The 19,998-nt window shown below is 45.7% G+C and carries 19 protein-coding genes; 9 read left to right on the plus strand and 10 right to left on the minus strand.

Annotated elements, in window-relative coordinates; all coding sequences use genetic code 11:
• The first annotated feature begins 388 nt into the window (after window positions 1-388).
• Window positions 389-2,569, plus strand: coding sequence for a catalase/peroxidase HPI (gene katG, locus GZK95_RS19325; RefSeq protein WP_075715270.1), 2,181 nt, complete (start codon window positions 389-391; stop codon window positions 2,567-2,569).
• Between the two features lie 166 nt (window positions 2,570-2,735).
• Here the strand turns inward: katG and GZK95_RS19330 are convergent, their stop codons facing one another.
• On the minus strand, window positions 2,736-3,641 hold the full coding sequence (locus tag GZK95_RS19330; protein WP_075715269.1) for a LysR family transcriptional regulator: 906 nt from the start codon (window positions 3,639-3,641) through the stop codon (window positions 2,736-2,738).
• Window positions 3,642-3,763: 122 nt separating this feature from the next.
• Here GZK95_RS19330 and GZK95_RS19335 point away from each other — a divergent pair, with 122 nt between their 5' ends.
• Together GZK95_RS19335 and GZK95_RS19340 are read left to right on the plus strand one after the other, a co-directional pair.
• Window positions 3,764-4,432 (plus strand): NAD(P)H-dependent oxidoreductase, encoded by a 669-nt coding sequence (locus GZK95_RS19335; RefSeq protein ID WP_075715268.1) that lies wholly within the window; start codon window positions 3,764-3,766, stop codon window positions 4,430-4,432.
• Between the two features lie 21 nt (window positions 4,433-4,453).
• A complete protein-coding gene (locus tag GZK95_RS19340; RefSeq protein WP_075715267.1) occupies window positions 4,454-4,777 on the plus strand; it encodes a hypothetical protein in 324 nt (107 codons plus the stop codon).
• Window positions 4,778-4,888: 111 nt separating this feature from the next.
• Here the strand turns inward: GZK95_RS19340 and GZK95_RS19345 are convergent, their stop codons facing one another.
• A complete protein-coding gene (locus GZK95_RS19345) occupies window positions 4,889-5,923 on the minus strand; it encodes a helix-turn-helix domain-containing protein (RefSeq protein ID WP_075710259.1) in 1,035 nt (344 codons plus the stop codon).
• A gap of 94 nt (window positions 5,924-6,017) precedes the next feature.
• Window positions 6,018-7,016, minus strand: coding sequence for a DUF2860 family protein (locus tag GZK95_RS19350; RefSeq protein WP_075715272.1), 999 nt, complete (start codon window positions 7,014-7,016; stop codon window positions 6,018-6,020).
• A gap of 555 nt (window positions 7,017-7,571) precedes the next feature.
• On the opposite strand from GZK95_RS19350, the gene GZK95_RS19355 reads away from it, so the two are divergent.
• Complete coding sequence (locus tag GZK95_RS19355; RefSeq protein ID WP_075715266.1) at window positions 7,572-8,276, plus strand: SDR family oxidoreductase; 705 nt, start codon at window positions 7,572-7,574, stop codon at window positions 8,274-8,276.
• Here GZK95_RS19355 and GZK95_RS19360 read toward each other — a convergent pair.
• Together GZK95_RS19360 and GZK95_RS19365 are read right to left on the minus strand one after the other, a co-directional pair.
• Window positions 8,263-8,496: a DUF2256 domain-containing protein gene (locus GZK95_RS19360; protein ID WP_404817648.1), complete on the minus strand. Its 234-nt coding sequence runs from the start codon at window positions 8,494-8,496 to the stop codon at window positions 8,263-8,265. The two genes, GZK95_RS19355 and GZK95_RS19360, sit on opposite strands and share 14 nt — an antisense overlap.
• A complete protein-coding gene (locus tag GZK95_RS19365) occupies window positions 8,414-9,655 on the minus strand; it encodes an NADH:ubiquinone reductase (Na(+)-transporting) subunit B (protein WP_151148823.1) in 1,242 nt (413 codons plus the stop codon). Before GZK95_RS19365 ends, GZK95_RS19360 begins: the two co-directional genes overlap by 83 nt.
• A 144-nt stretch (window positions 9,656-9,799) precedes the next feature.
• Here GZK95_RS19365 and GZK95_RS19370 point away from each other — a divergent pair, with 144 nt between their 5' ends.
• From GZK95_RS19370 to GZK95_RS22500, 3 genes are read left to right on the plus strand one after another with little or no spacing between them, the layout of a single operon-like run.
• Complete coding sequence (locus tag GZK95_RS19370; protein WP_075715264.1) at window positions 9,800-11,188, plus strand: cytochrome ubiquinol oxidase subunit I; 1,389 nt, start codon at window positions 9,800-9,802, stop codon at window positions 11,186-11,188.
• A gap of 11 nt (window positions 11,189-11,199) precedes the next feature.
• Window positions 11,200-12,198 carry a cytochrome d ubiquinol oxidase subunit II gene (gene cydB, locus GZK95_RS19375; protein ID WP_075715263.1) on the plus strand — a complete coding sequence of 333 codons (999 nt, stop codon included), beginning with the start codon at window positions 11,200-11,202 and terminating at the stop codon, window positions 12,196-12,198.
• Complete coding sequence (locus GZK95_RS22500) at window positions 12,198-12,302, plus strand: DUF2474 family protein (protein WP_075715262.1); 105 nt, start codon at window positions 12,198-12,200, stop codon at window positions 12,300-12,302. Before cydB ends, GZK95_RS22500 begins: the two co-directional genes overlap by 1 nt.
• A gap of 29 nt (window positions 12,303-12,331) precedes the next feature.
• Here the strand turns inward: GZK95_RS22500 and GZK95_RS19385 are convergent, their stop codons facing one another.
• The 3 genes from GZK95_RS19385 to GZK95_RS19395 form a co-directional block, all read right to left on the minus strand.
• Window positions 12,332-13,339 (minus strand): tetratricopeptide repeat protein, encoded by a 1,008-nt coding sequence (locus tag GZK95_RS19385; RefSeq protein ID WP_075715261.1) that lies wholly within the window; start codon window positions 13,337-13,339, stop codon window positions 12,332-12,334.
• Window positions 13,340-13,515: 176 nt separating this feature from the next.
• Window positions 13,516-13,965, minus strand: coding sequence for a GNAT family N-acetyltransferase (locus tag GZK95_RS19390; protein WP_075715260.1), 450 nt, complete (start codon window positions 13,963-13,965; stop codon window positions 13,516-13,518).
• Between the two features lie 18 nt (window positions 13,966-13,983).
• Window positions 13,984-14,502: a GNAT family N-acetyltransferase gene (locus GZK95_RS19395; protein WP_075715259.1), complete on the minus strand. Its 519-nt coding sequence runs from the start codon at window positions 14,500-14,502 to the stop codon at window positions 13,984-13,986.
• A gap of 489 nt (window positions 14,503-14,991) precedes the next feature.
• On the opposite strand from GZK95_RS19395, the gene GZK95_RS19400 reads away from it, so the two are divergent.
• Window positions 14,992-16,356: an NfeD family protein gene (locus tag GZK95_RS19400; RefSeq protein ID WP_075715258.1), complete on the plus strand. Its 1,365-nt coding sequence runs from the start codon at window positions 14,992-14,994 to the stop codon at window positions 16,354-16,356.
• A 9-nt stretch (window positions 16,357-16,365) separates the two neighbouring features.
• The gene (locus GZK95_RS19405; protein ID WP_075715257.1) at window positions 16,366-17,145 is read left to right on the plus strand and encodes a slipin family protein; all 780 of its coding nucleotides are present in this window, start codon (window positions 16,366-16,368) and stop codon (window positions 17,143-17,145) included.
• A gap of 71 nt (window positions 17,146-17,216) precedes the next feature.
• Here the strand turns inward: GZK95_RS19405 and GZK95_RS19410 are convergent, their stop codons facing one another.
• On the minus strand, window positions 17,217-18,212 hold the full coding sequence (locus GZK95_RS19410) for a succinylglutamate desuccinylase/aspartoacylase family protein (protein ID WP_075710285.1): 996 nt from the start codon (window positions 18,210-18,212) through the stop codon (window positions 17,217-17,219).
• Window positions 18,213-18,315: 103 nt separating this feature from the next.
• A complete protein-coding gene (yfcC, locus tag GZK95_RS19415) occupies window positions 18,316-19,848 on the minus strand; it encodes a putative basic amino acid antiporter YfcC (protein ID WP_075710287.1) in 1,533 nt (510 codons plus the stop codon).
• Between the last annotated feature and the right edge of the window lie 150 nt (window positions 19,849-19,998).

Here is a 19,998-nt window from a genome sequence, read left to right on the forward strand (position 1 = left end):
CTTCATCCCTAAGCTAACTTTGGTTTATTTTTTATTCATATCTCTACCTGTAAGCATAGGAAAAATATTAACTTGTTGCCTAAAAGTTATTGCATATATCAATAAGCTAGCCATTGACAAATACCCGCATACAAACAGCGAGTTACATCATCTAAGAAAATAAACCGCAAAATAAACTAAAGCCGTAATACTAACCAATGCTAAAGCATGACCCTTTAAGGTAAGCCCACCCAATCAGCTGCAATTTAAATCTCATTAAAAATCATAGGGTAACAAGAGGCTTAGCCTCTCGAAGTGCTCAAAAAGCAGATTGTTTTTTCTGGCAGTCGCGCGAAAACGTTTCGAGCTAACTAAACTTGGTTGGATAACCCAGAATAGGGAGCAAGCAATGAGTAATCAATCGAACCAAGGTAAGTGCCCTGTTATGCATGGAGCCAACACCAATCAACAAGCCGCTGAGTTTAATTGGTGGCCGAAAACTCTTAACTTAGACATTCTGCATCAACATGACGTTAAAACCGACCCGATGGGGGCTAACTTCAATTATGCTAAGGCGTTTAACTCTCTCGACCTAGAAGAGCTAAAAAAAGATCTCAAAACCTTTATGACGAACAGCCAAGAATGGTGGCCTGCCGACTGGGGGCACTATGGTGGCTTGATGATCCGCATGGCTTGGCACTCCGCTGGGACATATCGTATTGCCGACGGACGTGGCGGTGCCAGTCGCGGCAATCAGCGATTTGCTCCGCTTAATAGCTGGCCAGACAATGGCAATCTCGATAAAGCCCGACGATTACTTTGGCCGATCAAGAAAAAATATGGCAATAAGATTTCATGGGCGGATTTAATGATCCTCGCCGGCAACATGGCATATGAGTCGATGGGCTTTAAAACCTTTGGTTTCGCGGGTGGACGCGAAGATATCTGGCATCCTGAGAAAGACATCTACTGGGGAGCGGAGAAAGAGTGGTTACAACCTAGTGGTGGCGAAAACAATCGTTATTCGGGAGAGCGAGATTTAGAAAACCCATTGGCAGCAGTGATGATGGGCCTGATCTATGTCAATCCAGAAGGGGTTGATGGCAAACCCGATCCAATTAAAACCGCTCACGATATGCGTGTCACCTTTGCACGTATGGCAATGAATGATGAAGAGACAGTCGCCTTAACAGCAGGTGGTCATACCGTAGGTAAAGCACACGGTAACGGTGATGCCTCGGTGTTAGGGCCTGAACCAGAAGGGGCTGAAATCGAAGATCAAGGATTGGGTTGGCTAAACAAAACCTCACGTGGTGTTGGTCGTAATACCGTCACCAGTGGCATTGAAGGGGCATGGACCACCAATCCAACCCAATGGGATAATGGCTATTTCGAGTTACTGTTTAAATACGATTGGTGGGTAACCAAAAGCCCTGCTGGTGCGGCACAGTGGGAACCCGTCAATATCCGTGAAGAAGATATGCCAGTGGATGTTGAAGACCCGAGCATTAAATGTAAGCCCATGATGACCGATGCAGATATGGCGCTTAAATTTGATCCTGAATATCGCAAAATAGCCGAACGCTTTCGTGATGACCCAGAATATTTTGCCGATGTCTTTGCTCGTGCATGGTTTAAACTCACCCATCGTGATCTAGGTCCGAAAAGCCGTTACTTAGGTTCGGATGTGCCAGCAGAAGATTTGATTTGGCAAGACCCAGTACCGAGTGTCAGTTATCATCTCAGCGATGAAAACATCGACAGTCTAAAACTGGCAATTCTCAACAGCAGCCTCTCAATCAGTGACTTAGTCGCAACGGCGTGGGACAGTGCTCGTACCTATCGAGGCTCAGATAGACGTGGTGGTGCTAATGGCGCTCGTATCCGCTTAGCACCACAAAAAGATTGGCAAGGTAATGAACCTGAGAGACTTGCCCGCGTCCTAAATGAACTCGAAGCAATTAAAACCAATCTAAGCTCTCCAATTAGTCTTGCTGACTTAATCGTGCTTGGGGGTAGTGTCGGAATTGAAAAAGCGGCATCGAACGCTGGAATGAGTATCACGGTACCATTTTCCCAAGGCCGAGGCGATGCAACTGAAGAAATGACAGATGTAGCCTCATTTGATGTACTAGAACCGATCCATGATGGCTTTAGAAACTGGCTTAAAGATGACTACGCAGTCACCGCAGAAGAACTCCTATTAGAACGCAGTCAATTGATGCAACTTACCGCCGCTGAAATGACCGTGCTGATCGGTGGCATGCGCGTACTGGGTACAAACTATGGTGGTAGCCAAACAGGCGTATTGACCGACCGAGTGGGAGCACTAAGCCAAGACTTCTTCGTCAACTTGACTGACATGAACTACACATGGCACCCCGCTGATAATGGCTTGTATGAAATACGTGAGCGTGCATCAGGCACTACCAAGTGGATCGCATCACGCGTTGATCTGGTCTTCGGCTCTAACTCTGTGCTGCGCGCCTATGCAGAACTTTACGCCCAAGATGATAACCAAGATAAGTTCATTGCGGACTTTGTCGCAGCGTGGGTTAAAGTGATGAATGCTGACCGATTTGATTTGTAGGTCAACAAACTTGGCGATAAACCCTTTAAGCCCTCGTCAAAAGCCGGGGGCTTAATTTCTTTGCATCACAAGCAGCTCAAACCTATTGAACTATGCCAAGCGTTATTGGGCGGATTTATCTCAGCACAAGTGGATTTCTAAAGTAAAACTTACCCGTAATTAGCGGTTAGATCGCAACCCTAGCGATGTTCTCCACCAAATAATCAATAAGCAAACGCACCCGGGTCGGCAAATAATCTCTTGAGGCGTAATAAACCCAAATCGTGACTGGTTCTCCCCAATATTGCTGTAATATCGGCTTGATTGCCTCGCGTTCCACTTCTTGTTTAAACATCCAACTACCCAGCATCACAATGCCCGCACCTGCTACAGCTGCTTGCTTTGCAGCAGCAAAATTATTCACCATCAACTGTCCTTGTGGCTCATACAGTGTCGCGACACTGCCGAGTTTAAGTCGCCAATGATGAAATCGCCCCGTGGTCAACGAGCGAACTGGAATACAGCGGTGTTGGCTCAGCTCTTCTGGCGACTGGGGTGTCCCATATCGACTCAAGTAGCTTGGAGCGGCATAGATACCAATGTTCTGCTTTGTTAGCGGACGGGCAATAAGACGTGAATCCTGATTGATCGCAGTGCCAATACCAAGATCAAAACCGTGTTCAACTAAATCGACATTTCTATCGTCAAAGTGGAGATCACAACTTATTTGAGGATAGCGCTCATTAAACTCCAAAATTAACGGCAAGATATGCTCCCGACCAATTGAACTAGCAGGAAGATTCACCTTTACAGTGCCCCCCACTTTAGAGGACGTATCAGATATCTGCTCTATTGTGTTTTGAATGGCACTCATTGCAGGCATCAGCTCATCAAAAAGTTGCTGACCTGTCTGAGTTAAACTTAATGAATGTGATGAGCGGAAAAATAGCTTCACCTGCCACTCATGTTCCAGTTTTGTGATTGCTTTACTCACCGCTGGGGCAGATATGCCCAACGCACGAGCCGCTTTAGCAAAACTGCCATATTTAGCGACTTGAATAAAAATCGGTAACTGGCTTGGAAGTGATTTCATAAACTTTTACTCATCTTAAAAGTAACCAAATATAAGCTACAGGTTAACAAGAATTTGTTCAATACTGAGTCATATCGCAAAGACAATCTGACGGCATTTAATGCCAATATGGAGAAAACAATATGAACGTACTTGTCGTTTACTGGCATCCTGAACCAAAAAGTTTTAACGGAGCAATGTTCAACAAAGCCGTTGAAGTCCTTGAAGCTGAGGGACATCAAGTCAAAACCTCTAACTTACACCAAATGAAGTTTGATCCAGTCTCAGGCAGACATAATTTTACCACCACCAGTGATGCAGACTTTTTCAAGCAACAATTAGAAGAGATGCATGCCACAGAGCAGAATGGCTTTGCACCTGAGATCGAAGCTGAGATCCAAAAACTTGAATGGTGTGATTTGGTCATTTTTCAGTTTCCACTCTGGTGGTTCGGCATGCCGGCAATGCTAAAGGGTTGGGTTGATCGTGTGTTTGCGATGGGTAGAACTTATGGGGGTGGACGTTTTTATCAAGATGGCGTTTACAAGGGTAAAAAAGCAATGCTTAGTGTCACAATGGGAGGCCCTGAAGAAGCGTATGTAAAAGATGGCTGGAATGGTGATTTGAACGGTATTCTGCGCCCAATTCACCGAGGTATTCTTGAGTTCAACGGTTTTTCAGTCTTAGCCCCCCAAGCCACTTATGGACCGGCTAGAAAAACTGAGGAAGAGCTTATCGATGAGTTAGAGGCGTATGCAGAGCGTCTAAGAGGTATTTTCTCAGAATCGATTGTGACTATCGGCCAATACTGATTGATCAGAGTGAGTGGAAAAATGAGACCTGAAAAAAATCAACTGGTCCAAACATTGAAAAGCTGGGGGGCAACACAAGCACAAATCGATGCCATTTTGCCTAACAGGGGAAATGCGTGCGACAAACACCCTGATCACCTTAAACAGCGTCAGCACATTATAGAATCAATTGATGAGTGTTTGCAGTTACTGTTTCCAGATGAGAGAAAGAGACAATACTTTATGTCTCATCCTAGCCGCACGGTATTTTTCACCCAGCGTAAGCCATTAGATGTTCTAGCGTCAGGTAGTATCTCTGATCTGGAACAGAGCTATCACAGCATTCGTAGCATGTTGTGTATTTAGTAAGCCTAAATAACCCTCGAGTTGGCTCGTTATATAACACGTTGTTTACTCATAACTTATCGATAGCTAATGTACTTAACTTGGTACTGGTACATTAGATCTAAGCGGAAGTTATAGATTAACTCTGGCGATTTTTTGTTTGGGCGATTCCCCTGTCCAGCGTTTAAATGCGCGACTGAAGGCACTGGAATCAGAGAAGCCGAGTTCGTGGGCAATATAAGTCACACTTAGGTTTTCTTGATTGAGCATGTTGAGACTTAGTTCGAGACGGTATTTATCGAACAAACGGCGAAAACTCACTCCTTCATGTTGCAAACGTCGGTTTAAGGTGCGTGGGCTCATGTTTAGCCCGGCGGCAACACTTTCCAAGCTAATCAGGTTCACTGTTGTATTTTGCAGAACCCTGTTCACTTTATACAGAATACTGTTTTCAGCTAAATGGTAAGTTTGCTGCTCGGCTAATGCTATGAGCCGATCGTGTAACTCCGGGTCAAAGTTACGATGAACTTTATCTACTAACTGTTTGTTAAACAAAAAATAACGCGCTGGATAGCCTTTACGAACTTCAACATTAAAGATTTGCTCAATCAGGGGAGTTACATCGTTATCAATGGTGATGCGGTTTATATGGATCGGCAAGCGCAAGGTTGGCGCTTTAAGGTAACGACGTATCATCTTGAGGATTATACTCAGATAGAGTCCGAGGCTTAAGTGACTGACTAAGGTTATTTCATCGACAAACTCATGGGTAACAACCCAAAGCTCCAACTCTCCGTGTTTGGTTTCTCGGCAAATCAATTTTAACAGTGGGTGAATATGAATAGAGTAACGACAAAGCAGTTCACAGAAACGAACTAGTGTCGGAGCGGTTAACATCGTCAGAACGGGTGCTCCCAGTTCAATTTCATCAAAATAGTCTGCGGTGAGGCTAAAACACTCAAACAGATCATCTCCGTGTGACTGATATACCTGAGTAATCGCATGTTCAAGCTGATAAGCAGAGACCGATTGAGCAAAGCATAACGCTTGGTACTGTTCATCACCGCCCCAAAATTGACTACTCTCTGCAAACTTTTGCTTAAGTGCCGCATCAAATGTTTTAAACCAAAATATCGGTAATTGAGTACTAAACTCCGTTGTCTTCATTACTAACCATTAAAATTTAAGCTTTGCTGATAGTGTAACCAAGACGGCCTTAAAGCGCATTTCGTTGCGCTCCAAGTTGTAATCCACACCAAGTTTAAAACTTATAATCTAAACCCACTGAGATGATGTACTGCTCTGACTGATAGAAATCGATATTTGAACGATTACTTTGCGCACCAACAAATGACATCAGCGACCAATCTTCATAGCCCCAAATATTGGCATATTCATAAGCGAGGAATAGCCCAAAATCTTTATCTCGACGAGTTTGAGCAAAAATAGGGTTCTCTGCTTCATAGTCTCGCCATGCCGCGCTCGCGGTTAGCACAAAACCATGTTGGTTAATTCTGCGAGCATAGCTCACCTCCCCACCCAAGCTGATGAAAGAAAGCGCATCGCCCTCAGCATCTGAGGCAAAAACATTCACTGATGGCATCAATATCGCTTGTTGCTGAGGCATTACATGACGATAAGCGGTTTTAAAATAATAGTATTTACGCTTGCGGGTTAATAACTCTCTCTGTTGCTGAGTCAAATCGAGCCCTTTCGTTCCGGTGCGTTCCTCATCAACATTTGATTCACCCGCTGCCATATCAATATCAAACTTGGAACCTACAATATTGGTGAATTGCAAGCGATAAACGTTGCCCGAAAGATCCGTTTTGTCTCTTGATCGTTCTACTGCATAGGGGTCATCCCACACTTCACCGGAAATTAAAGTCGGCAACACAGCAACATCAACAATTGTTCCACCAGCCAATTGCTGGCGATAACCCAACTCAAATGCAAGTGAGCCAGTCACGATATCTTCACGGGAAGTCCCCATGAACAACTGCTTATCAAGTGAATCACCAAAAGTATATTTCAGTGAGCCCAGCAGCCCAGCCGTGACGCTCACTTCGTCACCACCCTTTGATGCGAGGGCCTCAGCCGCTTGCGTACTATCTTGTTTCACATTGAGATTGCTCGAGTTTGATGTCATCCCTGATAAAAACGTAACATTACCACTTAGACCGTGCTCTGGAGCGAGTGCTGCATGGGAACTAGAGGCAAAGATGCATGCAACAATAGCAATACATAACACAGCTTTCATCCAACGCATATCAACATAAGCAAAGTGAAACCGAGCTGTCTCTCTATGCGCGGCTGCTTTAGAAATATTCAATACTAATAGTGTTAATGGCAGGGGTTGGACACAATAATTCGATGTACTCATAACGATGACAGCCACCAGATTTTAGTAGACTCTGCGAGCAAAACTGGTGCTTTATCTTCCTATATAGATTCGATAGCAAGAATGTATCCAATCTATATTGATGATACTCGACTAATAACGCCAACCTATATACTTAACACGCCAACTTACATTGAATTAAAGCCGTGGCGAAATGGAGCCTTACCCTATTGATTCTTTATGTTTGAGCTATTCGCGGTATAACTTCGTAAATCGCTTATATAATCAATTGACTTCAAGATTCAGGATTCAGCGCCTTGTCACTGTGGTGAGTTTACTTGGTTCGTTGACACCGTTAACGATTTTTGGTTTAGAACCACTAAACCTTCAATTCGTTACCTAGTCTTCAAACAAGTTATTCTCGCTAAACCGAGCCCTTGAGGTTACTCGAGATAAGCGCTAGCGAGGTAAAACATGAAGATACTCATCTTTGGAGGTAGTGGCGGCATTGGTTTAGCCATTATTAAGCAGTTATTAACTCAAGGTGACAACCACGTTGTTGCAACCTATCATGCCCATTGCCCTGCGTATCGGCATCCGCAATTAGAGTGGCAAGCTCTCGATATCACAAATGAAGCGCAACTGCTCTCCCTGAGTGCCACTGTTGGCAGCTTAGATTGGGTAATCAACTGTGTGGGTGTTTTACACGACTCATCCCATCAGCCTGAGAAAAACCTTAAGTCGATTGACCGGGATTGGTTCTTAACAAGCATAGAAACCAATGCCCTACCCACACTTTTAATTGCTAAACACTTTGGCGCAAATTTAAAACCCAGTTTATTCGCGAAATTAGCCGTCGTTTCTGCTCGTGTCGGGAGTATTTCTGACAATAAACTAGGGGGTTGGTATAGTTATCGAAGCTCCAAAGCAGCCCTCAACATGCTAATAAAAGGCATCAGCATTGAGTGGCGTCGCCTGCTACCTCAAGCCTGTGTGTTAGCGTTACACCCAGGCACGACGGATACCCAATTATCCGCTCCTTTTCAAGCTAATGTCGCTGCAGGAAAATTGTTCTCCCCCGAGTATGTTGCTGATTGCTTTATCAAGTTGATTGAGCAGTCAACACCCGAAGATAGTGGCATCTTCCTCGCTTACGACGGTTCGGTCATTGCTTGGTAAGGGATGATATTGAGCGAAGAGAACGGCAACGTTTGGAGCAGTATTTTACGTCCTGCCAGCATCGTTGCCATTTCTTTCGCCAGCTAAATGGTCGCCCACATACAAAGCAGAGCTTACTGGGCAGGTCACGCTTGTTCTTAACTGACAATGCGTCTCTTCCTACGCTTGATGTTGCCCTCTTTGACCATAAAATCAAACAGAGGAGCAAACAAGTTAGCAAACAAAATCGCCAACATAATGCCTTCTGGATACGCCGGGTTCAAAACTCGAATGCCTATCGTCATTACACCGATCAAGATCCCGTAAGCCCATTTCCCCTTGTTAGTAAACGCAGCCGACACAGGATCGGTCGCCATAAAGAACGCACCAAATGCCACACCACCCAGCACAAAGTGCCAGTAGAACGGCATAGAGAACATCGGGTTAGTCTCAGAACCGACGAGATTGAGCAGCGTCGAAGTCGCCGCAAGCCCCACAATGACCCCAGCGACGATCCGCCAAGACGCGATTCGCATACCAATTAGCATCAAACCCGTGAGCATAATAAATAGCGTTGAACCTTCACCCATCGAGCCCGGCAAATTACCAAGAAATGCGTCGCTCCACGCTAATGCCTCACCCGTGGTCGTGTTGACTAAACCAGACAACCCACTCTCGTACCATTGGCTCAAGGGTGTTGCTCCCGAGTAACCGTCAGCGGCGACCCATACTAAGCCGCCAGACATATTGGCCGGATAGGCAAAGTACAGAAAAGCACGTCCGGCCAAAGCCGGATTGAGGAAATTACGTCCAGTTCCGCCGAAAATTTCTTTCGCAACCACGATGCCAAATGTAATACCTAACGCCGCTTGCCACAGAGGAATCGTCGGCGGAAGAATCAATGCAAACAGCACTGAACTCACGAAAAACCCTTCATTGACTTCATGTTTGCGAATTATCGCAAACAGCACTTCCCAAAAACCACCAACAACAAACACGGTCGCATAGATAGGCAAGAAATAACTAGCACCTAAGGCCATTTTCCCAAGCCAAGAGCTGGTCGCAAGCGCTTGCTCACTACCAAAAAACAATGTAACGCGCCAACTCGCATCGATGACTTGCTGCAACTCAGCCCCACTATAGGTCGCCAGTAAAGCCGCAACAGATTGGTTGCCGATGTTATACATGCCCCAAAACATTGCTGGAAACGTAGCAAACCACACCATAATCATGATGCGCTTGAGGTCAACGCTATCACGGACATGAGTCATCCCTTTATTCACGGTTCCTGGTGTATAGAAAATTGTGGCGGCCGCTTCGTAGAGAGGATAAAACTTCTCATACTTGCCGCCCGGTTCAAATATGGGAGCGATTGAATCGAGCCTATCTCGGAAACTCATTGGACTCTCCTTTCTGCGTTTTCTACAAAATACTTATCTGCATACGAAAACCAAACACGAAAAGGGCACTAACACTCTGATACATTTTTGAACATTTTCACTCTGACCTCGTATGTAATAGCTCATCCAGTATTGGAGGTCTTTATGGATACGCTCGCGCTCGATCTCGCTCGATTCCAGTTTGCTTTCACTGTGTCGTTTCACATCATCTTTCCCGCTTTTACTATTGGGCTTGCTAGTTTCTTGGCTGTACTTGAGGGGCTTTGGTTAAAAACCAACAATGCGAAATATCTGCAGCTTTACAAGTACTGGCTAAAGATATTTGCCATCAGTTTTGGTATGGGCGTGGTTAGCGGCATTGTGCTGAGTTATCAATTTGGCACAAACTGGAGTGTCTTTGCTGACAAAACAGGCCCAATATTGGGTCCGCTAATGGGCTATGAAGTCTTTACTGCTTTCTTCTTAGAAGCAGGGTTTCTTGGTGTGATGCTCTTTGGCATGGACAGAGTTGGCAAGAAGCTTCACTTCGCTGCAACATGTATCGTCGCCTTTGGTACTTTCCTCTCTGCTTTTTGGATCTTGTCGGTCAACAGTTGGATGCAAACGCCTGCTGGGTTTGGCTACAACGAAGCTGGACAGTTTGTTCCGTTAGACTGGTGGGCAGTGGTGTTTAACCCATCGTTTCCCTATCGCCTGGTGCACATGTTACTTGCTGCTTATTTAACGACGGCATTTGTTGTTGCTGCGGTAGGCGCATATCACTTACTTAAATCGCCGCAAAACCCTCTCGCCCGCACTATGTTCTCCATGGCAATGTGGCTGGCTGCTATTGTGACCCCAATCCAGATCGTCGCCGGAGACATGCACGGTCTAAATACGCTTGAGCACCAGCCGGCAAAAGTTGCGGCGATGGAAGGACACTACCAAACACATCAAGGTGCTCCGCTCATCCTATTCGGCATCCCGAACGATCAAACCAAGTCTGTTGACTACAAAGTCGAAATTCCCAAACTGGGCAGCCTGATCCTCACTCACTCTTTTGATGGAGAGGTCAAAGGGCTCGATGCTTTCCCCGAGGATAAACACCCACCAGTTGCAATCGTTTTCTGGAGTTTTCGCGTTATGGTTGCAATTGGGTTTGGAATGCTTGCCCTTGGTCTCACTAGTCTAGTCTTGCGCAAGCGAAAAACACTCTATCAGGCATCTTGGTTCCACCGCTTGTGTGTTGTATTTGGCCCAGCAGGTTTTGTTGCTGTATTAGCTGGATGGATTACCACAGAAGTAGGACGCCAACCTTATACGGTGTATGGACTTCTAACCACAGCGCAGTCGGCGTCACCCATCGATGCCGCAGCGATTAGCGTCTCTTTAACAGCATTTGTTGTCGTCTACTTTATCGTCTTTGGCGCGGGTTTCTTCTATCTGCTCCGGCTAATGAAAAAATCGCCCACACGCTATGAACAAGCGCTTGATAGCCGGCTGCCTGACGGGACGCAGACATCTCCCGTTTCACATTCCAACCACTTAAGTTAGAGGAGACAAAAATGGATTACGCACTTATTTGGTACGCCCTGATCGGTCTTGCTGTACTTATCTATGTGGTTCTCGACGGCTTTGATCTTGGCATCGGTATCCTCTTTCCTAGCGCCCATAGCGATAGTGAAAGAGATTTAATGATGAACAGCATTGCTCCGGTATGGGACGGCAATGAAACTTGGCTGGTTCTTGGCGGTGGAGGGTTGTTTGCGGTATTCCCTCTCGCCTACGCGGTTGTAATGCCGGCACTCTATGCTCCCCTCATTCTCATGCTACTTGGGTTGATTTTACGGGGCGTGTCGTTTGAGTATCGTTTCCGAACCGTGCGAGGGAAATTTCTTTGGGACAGCGCCTTCTTCTTAGGGTCACTTTTGGCGACACTGATGCAAGGCATGATGTTAGGCACTCTGCTACAAGGCATTGAAGTTGATGGACGCGCTTATGCGGGAGGATGGTTTGATTGGTTGACACCATTTAGCCTGTTCTGCGCGTTGGCAACCCTGTGCGCTTACGTGTTACTTGGTGCCTGTTGGCTAATCATCAAAATGCCAAAGGATCTTATGAACCGCTACTACACCATCGCTAAACGCTGGGCGTTAGCCTTAGTTGCGTGCGTGACTGTTGTGAGTATTTGGCTGCCGCTTTCTAACGACCTTATCGCTACGCGTTGGTTTAGTTTTCCAGCCTCGTTGCTTTATTTTGTCATTCCAACACTGGCGGCTTTTTGTGTCTGGCGTTTATTCGCCAACCTGATCGACCACAAAGCGATTGCGGCTTATCTCTACAGCAGCGGAATTTTTGTCCTTGCCGCCATCGGTTTCGGTGTCAGCACCTTCCCCTACTTGGTGCCATTTGCGCTAACTTATCACCAAGCGGCTGCTCCCGACAGTAGCTTAAAGTTTCTACTCGCAGGAGCGGTAGTATTGCTGCCCCTAATAATCGCCTACACCGCCTATTCCTACTGGGTATTTCGCGGCAAACTCAAACACGGTGAGGGATATCACTGATGGCGAATCGCAAAGTTCAACTCAGTTGGTTTGTGGGGATTTGGCTAGCCTCTGTTTTAGGGCTAGCCCTTTTTAGCCTGCTTATTCGCTGGATATTGACCTAACTACAGTCTACTGCTCATCTGTTACGCGGTTACCAGATTTCATCCAACAGAGAGGATTTCAGTTCTTCTGCCGCTGCAATATCTTGCTTGGACATTTGTGGCTTAACCTCCGCGATACCTTTTGTTGCGTTAGGCGCGCCATACTCTTGTGCAACTTCAAACCAAGCTAACGCTTGAACAAAATCACTCCAGGTTCCATGACCATTACGGTAGGCATAACCTACTGAATATTGGCTATAAGCGTTACCTTGCATCGCTCCAGCAGTGTAATATTCAAGTGCTTTTTTGTAGTCTGTGGTTTTGAATCCGCACGGTTTCTTGTACTCAGTATAAGAATAGATATCACCCATTTTGGCATATGAGAGCGCATGTTCATCTTGCTCAATAGCTTGAGTGAATAGCGTCATCGCTTTCGGGCAACTTTTTTCAACCCCCTCGCCATTAAGGTAGGAGATGCCTAAGTTGTACATCGCGCTTACATCACCTCGGTTAGCGGCCTGCTCAAACCAGTACGCGGCCTTGGTGTAATCTTGTTTGACGCCCTTGCCATCATTGTATGAAAAAGCAAGTTGATACATAGCGTCAGAATCACCAGCGTTAGCGGCAGCGAGGTAGTAGTCGTTTGCTTTTTGATAGTCAACAACCGTTCCTTCACCATCAAAGTACATTACCCCTAAGCTGTAGAGCACATAGGGATCATTGCCGCTTTCTGCTTTGTGATACCAAGCTAATGCTTGTTTATACTCTTCATCACTGTAGAACTTGTCAGCCAAGATCACCATTGCGCTTTCATCGCCGCTTTCAGCGAGTTGGGTCATGTATTGATAACCGCGATCGGTATTTTCCTGCAGCATTGAATCTTCAATCAGTAGATTGGCGGCTTGCATCAACACTTGTGGGTCATTCGATGTTTCCGCCTCTTTGAGTAGAGCGAGCTCTTCGCCTTCAAAATATTCTTCGCTAAGATCGTAAGCCATCGCATTGGCCGACAAAAGTAGTGACAATGAAGTTAAGAAAGTACAACTTTGCTTTATCATTCAAACCTTTCCATGAGTAACGTTATTTCAGCGGCGACTATAGCAAAGGCGGTATCGTGCATCCTTTGTTCACTTCACGCTTTGTGATCGCCATGAACATTCTTATGCGTACGCCTTCGGCGCCGAGTAATAATACGATACTCATTCGAAACTCAACTACAGCATTTAACCTCAAGTTAAGCCGCATGTTGCTTGACGGTTTTCTGCAAGACGAAACGTAACTCAACACAAGCGTGATGACCTTGCTGTTTACCTTGTTTGGCTAAATCAAAACCCAGTTTTTGGAAAAACTCTGACTGAGCGCGATGGGTATGTACCGTAACATCGTTAATATGTTTTTTGTGCGCATAACGCAACAGCGCATTAAACAAAGTGGTTGCTAATGATGCATTGCGATAAGAGGGTAAAATAGCCAGTTGCGTCAACTGTCCGCTACCCGAAGATAGGATTAGACGTGCAGCACCTACCGGAACAGTCCCCAGATAAACAATCCCATATACGCTTGAGCTGAGCTTATCATTACACTCATCTTTGGTGTGTAATTCTTGCTGGTCAATGCACGTTGCTTGGAAAATAGCGTTCGCTTGTTGAATTAATAGTGAGTCACATCCTATGACTAAGTTCATATCCATTCCATTTATGATCTATGAGAGTTGAATCCAATAACGAGCAATGGACTCCTGTGAAACATCCCCATATATGCAGTTTTCAAACTGCCCGCCATTAGCCTCAATGACTCGGCGAGAGGCAATATTATCGTGATTGGCAGTAATCAACAGATCACGTAATCCCAACTGACGTGCTTTGGGTAGAGCAAGCGACAACATCTGCTTACCATATCCCTCACCACGCTTTGATGGTCGAATATCGTAGCCAATGTGTCCCGCTTCTAATGCCAAAAACTCTGGCTTGATATTGTGGCGAATCCGAATGACCCCGACTACCTCACCCATCTCATCAATGAACCAAAAGTGGCTACACGGAACATAACCGAATCTCAAGTTAATCCCCTGAGACTCATCGTGTAAACGTGCTACATAGAGCGAGAAATTCTTTAAGCTTGGGGCGTAGTACTCACCGTTTAATGGTTCGTTGCTTACATAGTCCAAGTAGAAACGTTGAAAGGCCTGCTCAAACTGCATATTTGGAGAAACCAACAACATATATCCGCCACCGCATTAATAGGTTAATAAAATGTTAACCATACAATACCGTCACTTTATGTACTGCGCCATAGTTGGGAGGAGATTATGTGCGCTTGAAAGTAATATGTTGCAACAAGGTGACATCAAGCGCTAAGAAGAGAGGCTAAGCGATGCCAAATAGACGGTAGATCCAAGTCACCTCTCCAAACTGGATAAGATCGTAAATAGTCAGAAATACAGCAGTGATCACCGCCAGTTTTATCAAACGTTGAACAATAAACATTAAACCAATCCAAGCAATTAGAGTTTAAGCAAGATTAACTCTAACCATCGACTTTGAACATATTTTTGTTGTCGTAACTCGTCTTACTTACCATCTTTCACCGTCGACACTGCGCGATTAATCCCAACCACGCAGAGAGTATATACTTAGAAAAGTAGCCTTGAGCTCTCTTTGTTGCGTAAAACCTTATGTAACTTGTCGAGATGCTCCCACAAGGAGGCGGTATGAAGAAACTATTCATTCTGTGTTTAGCACTGCTTTACTCGAGCATTCTAAGCGCTCAAACCGTATGGATTATCCCGATTAAGGGCGCAATTGGTCCGGCTAACAGCGACTATCTCAACAGAGAAATCGAGCTTGCGCAAACATCCCATGTCAGCTTAATCATTCTAGAAATGGACACTCCAGGCGGTTTAGATAGCGCAATGCGTGACATCATCAGTGCAATCACCACTTCCAATGTTCCAATTGCAACTTGGGTTGGTCCATCGGGAGCAAGGGCGGCCAGTGCGGGGACATATATATTGCTAGCCAGCCATATTGCCTCAATGGCCAAAGCCACCAACTTGGGTGCATCAACGCCGGTACAAATCGGAGGAATGAGCCCAAGCCAACCTAACGATGATAAAGCGGATAGTCCCCCTTCATCTAACCAAGAAACCAGTGCCCCAGAGCAGGTACCAGCCAAGACTGCGATGGAGAAAAAAATCATCAATGATGCTAAAGCCTACATCAAAGGCTTAGCCAAGCTTCATGGTCGAAACGCCGAATGGGCGGAAAAATCGGTAAGCGAAGCTGCCAGCTTAGATTCAGAAGAAGCACTCGCGCTCAATGTGATTGATTTTATCGCCGCCTCACCGCAAGAGTTGGTTAACCAAGCAAATGGCAGAACCGTCAATGTTAACAACTTAGAAGTAACACTTCAGTTTGAAAGCCCAACCTTTGAAACAAGAATCCCCGATTGGCGCGCTGAGATGCTGGCGGTCATCACTAACCCGAATGTGGCTTACATTTTAATGCTGATAGGCATATATGGCTTGTTACTCGAATTCTATAACCCAGGGATTGGTTTGCCTGGGGTATTAGGGGGAATCTGTTTGCTACTCGCGATGTATGCATTGCAAATGATGCCGGTAAATTATGCAGGCCTTGGTTTACTGCTGCTTGGCATCGCGTTAATGGTGGCGGAAGGCTTTAGCCCCAGCTTTGGTGTCTTGGGGCTGGGCGGAGTTACCGCCTTTGTACTAGGTTCCATCTTCCTTATGGACAATGACATTCCCGGTTTCCAAGTCGCCCTGCCGCTCATTTTCGGCGTTGCTGCTGTTTCCGCGATAATCATCGTTCTTACGGTCACGTTACTGCTCCGAATTCGTAAAAAAGGGGTCACCACCGGCGTAGAGACGATGGCAGGACAAGTCGCGACGGTCACCGACAACTTTGTCGCTGGAAAAGGGCGTGTGCAATTAAACGGCGCACTTTGGCATGCACTTAGTGACGACAGTGAATATTTAGAAGCTGGAGATAAGGTCGAAGTGACACAAATTGAAGGATTAACTTTAACGGTCAAGCGACAACGCGCTAAAAACTAGGAGGCGCTTATGATGCTCTATACCACAGCGGTTGTGTTGGTTTTACTCTTCGCACTCGCAACCCAAATATTCAAAGTGCTACGCGAGTATGAACGTGGCGTAGTGTTCTTCTTGGGCCGATTTCAAGAAGTAAAAGGACCGGGATTAATCATTCTGATCCCATTTATTCAACAGATGGTTCGAGTTGACTTACGTACTGTTGTACTCGATGTTCCAACTCAAGACTTGATCACTCGCGATAACGTCTCGGTTCGTGTGAATGCCGTGGTCTACTTTCGCGTGGTTGACCCACAAATGGCAATCAACAATATCGAAAGTTATAGCGATGCCACCAGTCAATTAGCGCAAACCACGCTGCGCTCTGTACTCGGGCAACATGAGTTGGATGAACTGCTCTCAGAACGAGAACGGCTAAACAAAGATCTACAAGCCATATTGGATCAACAAACCGACGATTGGGGTATCAAAATCGCCACCGTGGAAGTGAAACATGTTGATCTCAATGACAGTATGGTTCGAGCTTTAGCAAGACAAGCTGAAGCAGAGAGAAACCGCCGTGCCAAAGTTATCCATGCAACTGGTGAACTAGAAGCCTCAAGTAAGCTAAAAGAAGCCGCAGAAATGCTCAATGAGGCGCCCAACGCATTGCAACTTCGTTATATGCAGACCTTAACCGAAATCGCAAATGATAAGACCTCAACAATCGTCTTCCCAATCCCAATGAACTTAGTCGAAACCTTATCAACGCTGACAAAATCGGTCAAAGAGACCAGTTCAGCAGATAAGTAACAACAAAGGTCTAAGTTGCACTTAGACCTTTAATTTTTAGAAGCCGAGTTGTAGTGCCGTAAAGCAAGCGGCTACTTTATCAAACGCACAACTAGAGAACCTGGCGCGCGAATTGATTCAATATTATGGCTCAGTACCGTGCCAGCCGTTGGCGCATAGTAACGCGTTAGCTCATCACCAAAGTTGTCATATTGGATCGCGACCAACTGATCTTGCTCGACGGTATCCATCATGTTGACTTGCGGGATCACGAAACCTCCTACTTGCGCACGAATACTTGTGATCTCCTGCCCCTCTAGGCATGGTACAACCGCTTCAACATCACCTTCTAGTAACTCATGGCGTTTAAGTATATTGAAGATACCGTTAACGGTGCGATCGATCAGCGCCAACTCTGTGTAGCGTCCCATCCCTACTTCAATGGTAATACTTGGGATACCACTGGTGTTCCACACCGTCTCTAACACGCCAGCATCACCGGGATCATTAAGAATGACATCTGGATTCACCAAACGTGCCATCTCTAACGCTTGCTCCAAGCGAAAATCAGCAAACACATATAACGGATATATCGTACCGCTTGTCTGAGTATGCAGATCGATAGCAAAATCCGCATTTGGCTGCAGAAGATTGTGCCAAAGGTTGTGAATGTAGCGATTCGCTTCATTCCCGTTTGCATCCCCTGGGAAAAAACGGTTTAAGTTGCAAGGAGAAGCATCAGGGTCTGCCGAGAAAAAGTCACGGCTATGATTGAGCATACCAGTAAGGTTAATCATAGGTACGATAGTAACGGTACCCGCAAGATCTTTACCGACTAGCTCTCGCGCAACTTTCTGCGCAGCAAGAACACCGTTGTACTCGTCACCATGCACCCCCGCGGTGATCATAATACGCTTACCCGGTTTCTCACCTTTAAATACCATAACAGGTAGATGCTGCCATTGTGAAAGCGCATCGGTGGCAACACGGAACATAAATTTATGTTCACCTGCCGTTAGCTCAGCAACCTCTAAAGATTGAATTACACGATGACCTTGAATCACATCATCTAAATATTGTGTCGCCATGGATAGGGACTCTCCAAAACATTATTTGATCAATCCCATTATGGGAAACCACCAATAAAAAATGGCGAGATTTTACTCTCGCCATCTTCGAAACTAAGGCTTGTTACGAGAAGCCAAGTAATTGAGCTGCGATAACCGCAATACTTGCCATAACGAACAATAGCACCATAAAGCGCCAACAGAACTTCGCCCAATCACCCCAGTCGATACGACAAACACCTAGTGTTGCCATTAGAGGCGCAGATGTTGGTACGATTACGTTAGTAAAGCCATCGCCAAGTTGGAAAGCAAGTACCGCAACCTGACGTGTTACACCTGCGATATCCGATAACGGTGATAGCAAAGGCATGGTCAAGGCAGCTTGACCTGAACCTGACGTAACAAAGAAGTTGAACACAGACTGGAACACATACATCAACCAAGCTGATGCCACCGCTGGCAAACCACTTAGCATCCCACCCGCACTGTTTAGGATAGAGTTCAGTACACTTGGTTCTTCTGAAGAACCACCGCCTAGCAACAACAATACACCTTTGGCACAACCGACCAAAAGCGCAGGTGCAAGCATAATACTCGCCCCTTCTTTAAACGCAGCCGCTGCTTCATTCAGTGTCATACCATTAAGACGGAAGATCGAACCGATGATCGCAACCACGAAGCCCATAGTAAAGAACTGCGAGGCGATTTCAGGAATGTACCAAGCATGCATTACCACGCCCCATACAACCCATGCCGTTGCCGCTGTTACTGTTAGGATCACCAGTGTATCACCCAGTCCCCAACGAGAATCAGTCTGAGACACCTCTTGCTGATGGAAGTAAGCATCTGTGCGACGGCTGTAAGAGAGTTTTGGGTTGGCCTTGATGCGCGCAGCATACGCCATAGTGAATGCGATACCCACAATAGTGAAGATAGCCCAAAGTACCATGCGAACAGTCATACCAGAAAGAACTGGCACACCAGCAATACCTTGTGCAATCGCGACTGAGAACGGGTTCATCCATGACGTGGCGAAACCGATTTGGGTTGCGATATAAGTTACCATAACGGTCGTAATGCCATCGTAACCAAGACGCACCATCAGAGGCGCGATAATAATCGCAAATGCAACCGCTTCTTCACCCATACCAAATACTGCACCACCGAGTGAGAACAGCAAAAACAGGACAGGGATAAAGAGTGATTCGTTGCCTTTGGTTTTATCGATTAGACGTAAAATACCATTGTCGATCGTGCCAGTGCGCATCACCACACCAAATGCACCACCAATGACGAGCATGAACATGATCACGCCAATGGCACTGCCCCATTTAGAACCCGATGTCAGGCCTTCAAATGGGAAGTTCATTAGACCAATGCCGCCGCCAGATGCAAATAGACTTACCGTATTGTAAACCAGTTCGCCTTTCTCATCTGTCGCGTAAGCAAAAGAGTTAGGGTCAATAACTGTTCGTGTCTTTTCAGCACCATCGACCATGTATGTCACCTGCTGGCTATCAAAAGAACCTGCAGGGATTAAGTAAGTAAGAATCGCAGCAAAGATACCAACAAAGAAGATTAAAATAAGGGTATCTGGCATTTGCCAAGATTTCTTCGTTACAGCCGAATCCGATGGCTGTGCATGAGTGTGAGACATAACCTTTTTCACGCTTGAATTTAAAGAACGTGGAATATCGCAAATTATAGAATAAAAAGTCAATATTTTAGTCAATAATGGACTATAAATTCACTATTGCTACATATTGACATTATTAATTGTTCAGCATTCGTTTTATATTAGTTAATT

The organism is Vibrio panuliri (genome assembly GCF_009938205.1).
Lineage (GTDB): Bacteria > Pseudomonadota > Gammaproteobacteria > Enterobacterales > Vibrionaceae > Vibrio > Vibrio panuliri.

What these genes read in the sequence shown, in the direction of transcription:
- GZK95_RS19355 (WP_075715266.1), top strand. Translation starts at nt 7,572, where the DNA reads ATGAAGATACTCATCTTTGGAGGTAGTGGCGGCATTGGTTTAGCCATT.
- GZK95_RS19385 (WP_075715261.1), bottom strand. Translation starts at nt 13,339, where the DNA reads ATGATAAAGCAAAGTTGTACTTTCTTAACTTCATTGTCACTACTTTTG.
- GZK95_RS19340 (WP_075715267.1), top strand. Translation starts at nt 4,454, where the DNA reads ATGAGACCTGAAAAAAATCAACTGGTCCAAACATTGAAAAGCTGGGGG.
- GZK95_RS19390 (WP_075715260.1), bottom strand. Translation starts at nt 13,965, where the DNA reads ATGAACTTAGTCATAGGATGTGACTCACTATTAATTCAACAAGCGAAC.
- GZK95_RS19370 (WP_075715264.1), top strand. Translation starts at nt 9,800, where the DNA reads ATGGATACGCTCGCGCTCGATCTCGCTCGATTCCAGTTTGCTTTCACT.
- GZK95_RS19350 (WP_075715272.1), bottom strand. Translation starts at nt 7,016, where the DNA reads ATGAAAGCTGTGTTATGTATTGCTATTGTTGCATGCATCTTTGCCTCT.
- cydB (WP_075715263.1), top strand. Translation starts at nt 11,200, where the DNA reads ATGGATTACGCACTTATTTGGTACGCCCTGATCGGTCTTGCTGTACTT.
- GZK95_RS19335 (WP_075715268.1), top strand. Translation starts at nt 3,764, where the DNA reads ATGAACGTACTTGTCGTTTACTGGCATCCTGAACCAAAAAGTTTTAAC.
- GZK95_RS19345 (WP_075710259.1), bottom strand. Translation starts at nt 5,923, where the DNA reads ATGAAGACAACGGAGTTTAGTACTCAATTACCGATATTTTGGTTTAAA.
- GZK95_RS19410 (WP_075710285.1), bottom strand. Translation starts at nt 18,212, where the DNA reads ATGGCGACACAATATTTAGATGATGTGATTCAAGGTCATCGTGTAATT.
- GZK95_RS19400 (WP_075715258.1), top strand. Translation starts at nt 14,992, where the DNA reads ATGAAGAAACTATTCATTCTGTGTTTAGCACTGCTTTACTCGAGCATT.
- GZK95_RS22500 (WP_075715262.1), top strand. Translation starts at nt 12,198, where the DNA reads ATGGCGAATCGCAAAGTTCAACTCAGTTGGTTTGTGGGGATTTGGCTA.
- GZK95_RS19365 (WP_151148823.1), bottom strand. Translation starts at nt 9,655, where the DNA reads ATGAGTTTCCGAGATAGGCTCGATTCAATCGCTCCCATATTTGAACCG.
- yfcC (WP_075710287.1), bottom strand. Translation starts at nt 19,848, where the DNA reads ATGTCTCACACTCATGCACAGCCATCGGATTCGGCTGTAACGAAGAAA.
- GZK95_RS19405 (WP_075715257.1), top strand. Translation starts at nt 16,366, where the DNA reads ATGATGCTCTATACCACAGCGGTTGTGTTGGTTTTACTCTTCGCACTC.
- GZK95_RS19395 (WP_075715259.1), bottom strand. Translation starts at nt 14,502, where the DNA reads ATGTTGTTGGTTTCTCCAAATATGCAGTTTGAGCAGGCCTTTCAACGT.
- GZK95_RS19330 (WP_075715269.1), bottom strand. Translation starts at nt 3,641, where the DNA reads ATGAAATCACTTCCAAGCCAGTTACCGATTTTTATTCAAGTCGCTAAA.
- katG (WP_075715270.1), top strand. Translation starts at nt 389, where the DNA reads ATGAGTAATCAATCGAACCAAGGTAAGTGCCCTGTTATGCATGGAGCC.